This window comes from Halorubrum californiense DSM 19288 (assembly GCF_000336875.1).
GTDB classification, from domain to species: domain Archaea; phylum Halobacteriota; class Halobacteria; order Halobacteriales; family Haloferacaceae; genus Halorubrum; species Halorubrum californiense.
The window spans coordinates 1-6,529 of the sequence record NZ_AOJK01000075.1 but is presented as its reverse complement, the minus strand read 5'-3'; the positions used below and the strand labels follow the sequence as shown (position 1 = coordinate 6,529).

Genomic DNA, 6,529 nt, shown 5'->3' with positions numbered 1-6,529 from the left:
CGCGAGATCGCGCTGATGTGTGTCGTCTATAACATCAAACGCTTCGTCAAACAGTGAATCTCTACGCCTTACAGCGATTCAACACAGCCGTTGAAATGCATCTGCCCGTTGAAACCGTCGAACCCCCAGTACGGGTACTGCTTATTGAGACCGTCATTCCGTGGCTTAAACTCCTCAAGCGTCACGTCCCCGTCGAGAAACCGATTCAACAACGGAAACAGTTCCTCGCGCCGCACCTCATCACGCTCCGCATTCCGCTCATTGTAATGCGTCTGTGCTCGTTCACTCGCCAAGAAGGACTCGAACAGCTCCGGTGGCGACGTCATCATCCCTCAGAGTTCGACACCAGTAACAAAAAACACACGTCACAAATCCAACTAACCAGCACAACCACGCAGCAAAAACTCAATCACCCACAAGTGAATGCGGGGGGGCGCCTTTCAGAGACGCACCCCAAACTCGGCGTTCACCGCCGCACCGGTCCAAGCCGCGTAATCCTACCCGTCTCGACAAGCCGCTTAAGCCCGTCACGCGTCGGATACCCCCACACGACATCGTCAAGCGACCCGTTCGGGGCGATCGCGGAAAAGTACTTCCCGTACTTGCTCGCAAGGATTCGGCGTTGACACCCGGCGACATCGAACACACCGAGATCAAACCCGATAGCGGCCCCTCCGATTCGAGCCGCGCCGCGCCGATACCCGAGCAGCTCCTGCGGTTCGAACTCCTCTATGGATTCCACTGGGAACGCGTAATTCTTGAACGTCACCGGATCTCCGAGCGACATCGTCCCGTTCTCCGGGTCGTACTCACCGAACCGGAACGGGGCTTGTAACTCCGGCGTCAACGCTTCACGCGCATCCCGCATCTGATCTCGATGCTCCACGTGGAACACCCAGTACACGACAAACCCGAGCCGCAACGCTTCCCGGGTCTTCGCGCGGAACGGCTGCTCAGACCCAGCGACGAACTCGATCCACCGGTTCACGTCACCACCAATCACGGCACAGTCCGGGACACGATCCGCAACCGTCCGCTCGAACCGGTACTCACCAGCAAAGCACGGATCCGTCTGCGTCCGGCGACGCCGCTCTAACTCCAGCTTCGACCACAAATGCCCCCACGACTCCTCCCCAGCAGACCTGAACCGCTCAACGTCGTCCGGGAAGTCATCTGTACTCACTGCCCATCACCTACCGTCTGCCGCGTTACGTGTCGTGTCATGAGTTGGTTCGTGTCGGTGTCAGCGATTTCACGTCGAAATCCGATTTCGCACAGTACCGCTCCGCAACCCGCCCAAGCGCACGCGTCCGCAGCACGTCCGCCACGTTATGCGCTGCGAGCGCCGCAAACTCACCGTCCTCGAACGCCGTCACTGCTTCCGCGCTCTCGTCGAACGGGTCGAGCTCGCCGTACACCCCGTCGCACAGCACGTCGTACGCACCGTCGAGATCGTTCTCCTCGTCACCGCCGACGGTCGTGTTGAATCGCTTCGTGATGAGCGGCATCACGTCCGCGTACGGCACGTCACCGAACGGCCACGCGAGGTCAAGCAACGCGAACCGCGTGCGGAGAAACGGGACGTCGAACCCGCCGCTCCACCGCTCCCCGTTGTACGCAACAAGCAGCACGTCAGCGTCGCGGAACCGCTCCGCAACGAACTCACCCACAGCCGTCAACAACCCCTGTTCTGACGCGTGCGTTGACCCCTTCACGAGTACGTCCCCGCCGACATCCTCGATCCCCGGTGCGGCACGCCCGCCCGTGTTCAGGAACAGGCGGACGCCGAGCGGCACCGCGAACCCGACCGTCGTCACGACGTCCGTCGCGTTGAACCCGGTTGTCTCAATATCAAACGCCACTTGCCGCAACGTCACGCCCCACCACCCCCGCTCTCCGACGCGGCGCGTCCCGGGACGCGCTCGTCACCTGGTGGTCTGACGCGGAGCTCACCGAACCCGAATCGCTTGTGCGTCCCAACTCTCAACACGCCGTTGAACGCTGTTTGAACCGGGTTATTCCCCGTGTACGGGACGACCTGCCCGTGATCGATCGTCTCCACCACGAACACATCGCCGTCAGCCACGAGCCGCGTCTCTCGCCGCCGCAACTCTCCACTGGTCGCACCCCACCACCACGGGACATCCTGCTCGGCCGCCCCGGGGTACTCAGACGAGAGCACGAACGGTGTCACCAACTCGACCCGGCACTGAGCGTCCGCGCGTTGCGCTGCTTCCAACCGCGAGTAATCCAGTTCTTCGAGTTCGATGACTTGGGTATCCGCAACGGACAACGCGCCAAACCCGTAGTTCCGCGCCCCACCCACTTGGATCCCGTTCAGCGTCTCGTCTGCCAACGGGATCGTGTCACCAACCCCATCGACATGGACGTAGCAGTGGAGGTACCACGATACGGACCGCCGATTATTCCGCTGCTCCGCCGGTTTTCCGAACCACGTCGTGTCCGCGAACGCCACGCGACCACCGTGCGTTTGGATGTCGTGCGTGTTATGCGTATCTCGCGGCCGTGAATCCAGTAACCACCGGTGCGCCGGGTCCCGGTACAGGAACAAGTCCTCGTACGCCTCGACCGCCGGCAGTGACCCGCCGAGTTTCCCCGCATACCCTGGCATCGAATGCGCTGCCGGGTACTCCCCGTACTCGCACGGCACGAACACGCCGTGGCTCACGCGGACCCGCTGCCGCGTCTCGTCATCCACACGCGAAGCGAGCGCGTTAAACAACGCATTCCCCGTTACGAAGTACGGGTGCCCCGCGTACGGCGCGTCCAACTCGAACAGAACCTGCTGAATCCGCGTCACGCACCCACCCCCGTACTTCCACTGGAGAATGTGACACGTTCACACGCGTTCGTGTCGTCACGAGCCTCCACACACCCCGTTTCAACTGTTCCTCGCACACCCTTCATCGGCGACCACACACACCCCGTTTCAACTGTTCTTCGCCGCGCTGTCCCGCGATCCACACACCCTATTTCAACTGTTCTCCACCCGGCACGCGTACCCGAACCCACACACCCCATTTCCAGTGTTCTTCGCCGCGCAGTCCCGCGATCACCACACCCTGTTTCAACTGTTCCACGTGCGTCCCGGCGGCAGGGTCGAAGCGTCACTCCGCGCTGCGACCCGCACCGCCGGTTTCCGAAGCGCGCGCCGGCCCCGCGTCGTTCCACCACGAACGACCCGGCACCGAACCCGCACCCCGCAGCACGCGCGCCCCGTGCCTGCGAGCCCACCACGACCCGCAGCCACTCACCACCACACCCGCACCGCACAGGGAACCTGAGAACGTGCCGCGCCACCACGTACGGCACGCCCCGCACGCCTCGCCCCACCACGCCCGGCTCGTCGCCCCGCCCACCCGGCGTCACCTCCCCACCCCCAGCCCCGCCGCGTCACCACCCCACGCCCGCGTCGCATCCTCGACGAACTGCAGCGCCGTCGAGAACGACCGGATGCGGCGCAGCTGCGCATCCACCACGCGCAGCCACTCCCGATCTAGATTCAGCGGTTGTGCTGTCAACCGACCCCACGTATCTGCAAACGACTGGGCCAGCCCCGCACCTATCGACGCCACCCCCGCCGACCCACTCGCCGGCGGGTCACCCGTCACCCTGACCGTGAGCTCCGATGTCCACAGCACCGTCCGGCACGGCACCACCACGTCAGCCGACACCGCCGCCGCCACCGCACCCGCGTCCGTCGGCGGGCCACGCCCCGGCCGCTCCACCACGACGTACAAGTCGTTGAACGCGTGCCCCGCCCGGTAATTATCGAGGAGCGCCGCCACGAGCAACGTGTGGTACTTCAACGACGTGTACGGGACGTACACCGACTCGTTGAACCGCGCCGCCACGCCACTCGTCAGCCACGTCGCATGGAGCCGCGCCGGCTCCTCACACCTCGGCACCACCAACCCGCGAACATCCGCTCCAGAGGCTGGGACCGCACCGCTGTCCGCGACTGTCGCCCCTGTCACGAGTGAGAGTCGCGCCGGCGACACGTGATTCTTGACTGTTTGCTCCGGCTCCCCGTCCGGCCGCGACAGCAACGCCGCATCCCGATCCGCCCCGAGCGGCACCGATTCGTTCACCCGCACCCCGCACACCTCCTCGGCCGCCGCCGCATGCTGCCGCCCCCTGAGTTTGTGTACGTCATGCCGGTACGCCGCCACGAGATCCGCGTCCGACACGTCCCCGTGACCCGCACCGGCACCGCCCTCACCACTCGACGCCGACGTCACTCCCCATCACCCTCCGCGCCCGACTCATCATCATCGTCACTCGCCGCGTCACCACGCCGCAACTGGGCAGGATCAATCGGGTCCTGACCCGGGTTCATCATCGTTGACGGCGGCTGCACCTCATTCAACGGCCCGTCCAACGCGTCACGCTCCGACGCAAACTCGCCTTGCACCTCCCAATCAATCGGGTCCTGACCCGGATCCGTCGTCGATGACGGCGGCTGCACCGCATCCAAATCCTCCTCATCCCGTTCCTCGCCCGACTCGCCATCCGACGTCACGCCGACCCACCTCCCGACACCGACCCGTCACCACAACGCCTCGCCACACGCTCCTGTAGCGCCGCCACGAACGTTTTACGCACCGACCCACCCCACACGTCATCCTTCCACGCCATCGCCGACGTCGCATCCTGCGCGCGATTAAACACCCGCTTGACCTCCGCATCAGTATACAGCGGGTTGACAACGCGCGCATCCACAATACCCGCCCCGAAATTCCGCGCCCCACCGAGCTGAAGTTCAAACTCATCGCTGTGCGCGTCGAGGTACTCGACCGCTTCGACGAGCAGCCCAACGTACTCCGGCTTCAACTCACGCAGCGACAGCTTCCACGTCCCCACGAGGTTCCCAACGACGTCTCGGGACGCCATCCGCAGCGGTTGCCCATCATCCTCCGCATTCCGCGACCGCACCTGCGTGTTCAACTGCCGGTAATGCGCCTCCGCCTCACCCTGGAGCACATCCACTTGCCGGCGAATCGGCGAGAACCCAATCGGTCGGCGCACAAGGCGACCCGCCCGATCATTGAACCCACCGAATAAGTCATACAGTACGCACCCCGTGTCGTCATCGACGCACGACCCCTTCTCATGATACCCCGCGTCAAGGTCGCGCTCATACACGTCTTCAAGCATGTACTCCGTGTCTGCCGTGCCCGGGTGGCACGCTGTCGCGCCCATATCTTGGACGACGCGTTCACAGCCGTGCCGCAGCCACCCAGAGAGTGGGAAGGGCGACACCATCCCCCCGATTTGATTCTGCGGATCATCCGCCTCATACCGATCCGCCGACGCGTGATGCCTATCCGTCACGATCCCATCACCCGGCGCGAGCAGTGGGATTTCAAGCCCCACGTACACATCCGGGAGTGTGAGTTCCTCCACGTCATCCGGGAGCGTGAACTCCCGGTCGAGGTGTTCAGTCTCGAACTCCGGCAGCATCACCGCCCACCCCCATCAGGCCGAGCATGCTCCTCGACAACCGACAACAACGGCGTCGGGCCATCTCGGCGTTCAGTATCTGTGTTTTGGGTGTTCCCGTCGCGCGGAGTTTCATCACTCACCACGCGAGCCGCACTCGACGACGCCCCACTCGTCACTACCGGCGACAGCTCCAACAACACCAACCGCGACGACTGCGTTGAGACGTCAGTACAGAGATCGATCCGACCAGTAATGACGAGTTCATGAACACCGCGAGTGAACACTGACGGGTGCTCATGCTCGTCCGCCCCGCACATCACGTACCCAATTTCAAAAATCGGGTTGCCAGCCGCCCGGAAGGCATACGCCGTCACCTCATTGCCTTCCCGCAGCTCGCAGCCGCACACCTGACACATCGCGGCCCCTTCCCCGAGCGCAAATTGTTTAATTTTTGATATGTCTTCAATTAACTGGTCACCGACAACCTCTTGATTCGGGGGATTTGAATTTTCCATGGGTTATCACGTCCAGTGTAAAACCCAGTCCGAGTGTCCCTAGCACTCGGGCGTTTCTCGAAATTAACGCCCCGTTGGGACCGGGCTTCCACACCATCTCTTACATAGTGTAATGGTATAAACTTTTCCATCTCTTTAGTAAGAGATGGCATCCAACCCACCACCTACATAGGCGATGTATACGAATTAGACACCGTGCCTGGAAAAGATCGTGAGGAAGAATCGGGAAGGTATACTACGAGTTATACCGATTCTGAGTTCATAGAAGCCATTCAGCACCTCGAAGGAATGGCAGGTACATCAGATATCGCCGAAGAGATTGGTTGTACTCAGCGGACCGCATACACGCGACTCAAGTCCTTGGAAGATCAGAATAAGATTGAGAGCCGTAAGGTCGGAAGTTCACTGCTCTGGAGTCTTTCTGAGTAGCTTACTCATTGCCAATATGAGTTTGTATGTTCTGCTTTGTTGAATCCGATGACGGCGTGGGGATCACTGTTTGAGAGCCTGTTCGAGATTGTAGACTGCGGCGGTCACCACGAGTTCGC

Annotated in this window: 9 protein-coding genes; 1 reads left to right on the top strand and 8 read right to left on the bottom strand. The window is 62.3% G+C overall.

The features are described 5' to 3' along the window. Window positions 1–68: 68 nt before the first annotated feature. The 8 genes from C463_RS16185 to C463_RS16150 all read right to left on the bottom strand — a co-directional run bounded on the left by C463_RS16185 (window position 69) and on the right by C463_RS16150 (window position 5,981). Complete coding sequence (locus C463_RS16185; protein ID WP_137695795.1) at window positions 69–326, bottom strand: hypothetical protein; 258 nt, start codon at window positions 324–326, stop codon at window positions 69–71. 140 nt (window positions 327–466) lie between these two features. Beyond that, on the bottom strand, window positions 467–1,183 hold the full coding sequence (locus C463_RS16180; RefSeq protein WP_008445943.1) for a hypothetical protein: 717 nt from the start codon (window positions 1,181–1,183) through the stop codon (window positions 467–469). A gap of 37 nt (window positions 1,184–1,220) precedes the next feature. Further along, a complete protein-coding gene (locus C463_RS16175; protein ID WP_049906070.1) occupies window positions 1,221–1,877 on the bottom strand; it encodes a hypothetical protein in 657 nt (218 codons plus the stop codon). Next, window positions 1,874–2,821 (bottom strand): hypothetical protein, encoded by a 948-nt coding sequence (locus C463_RS16170; protein ID WP_008445941.1) that lies wholly within the window; start codon window positions 2,819–2,821, stop codon window positions 1,874–1,876. Before C463_RS16170 ends, C463_RS16175 begins: the two co-directional genes overlap by 4 nt. A 565-nt stretch (window positions 2,822–3,386) precedes the next feature. Continuing rightward, window positions 3,387–4,211, bottom strand: a complete 825-nt coding sequence (locus tag C463_RS16165) for a hypothetical protein (protein WP_152422428.1) — start codon at window positions 4,209–4,211, stop codon at window positions 3,387–3,389. A gap of 47 nt (window positions 4,212–4,258) precedes the next feature. Beyond that, a complete protein-coding gene (locus C463_RS16160) occupies window positions 4,259–4,543 on the bottom strand; it encodes a hypothetical protein (protein ID WP_008445939.1) in 285 nt (94 codons plus the stop codon). Then, the gene (locus tag C463_RS16155; RefSeq protein WP_008445938.1) at window positions 4,540–5,484 is read right to left on the bottom strand and encodes a hypothetical protein; all 945 of its coding nucleotides are present in this window, start codon (window positions 5,482–5,484) and stop codon (window positions 4,540–4,542) included. Before C463_RS16155 ends, C463_RS16160 begins: the two co-directional genes overlap by 4 nt. Further along, the gene (locus C463_RS16150) at window positions 5,484–5,981 is read right to left on the bottom strand and encodes a hypothetical protein (RefSeq protein ID WP_137695786.1); all 498 of its coding nucleotides are present in this window, start codon (window positions 5,979–5,981) and stop codon (window positions 5,484–5,486) included. The genes C463_RS16155 and C463_RS16150 overlap by 1 nt, the downstream gene beginning before the upstream one ends. A gap of 195 nt (window positions 5,982–6,176) precedes the next feature. Between C463_RS16150 and C463_RS18190 the strand changes: the two genes are divergently transcribed. Beyond that, on the top strand, window positions 6,177–6,410 hold the full coding sequence (locus C463_RS18190) for an HTH domain-containing protein (protein ID WP_008445928.1): 234 nt from the start codon (window positions 6,177–6,179) through the stop codon (window positions 6,408–6,410). Window positions 6,411–6,529: the final 119 nt, after the last annotated feature.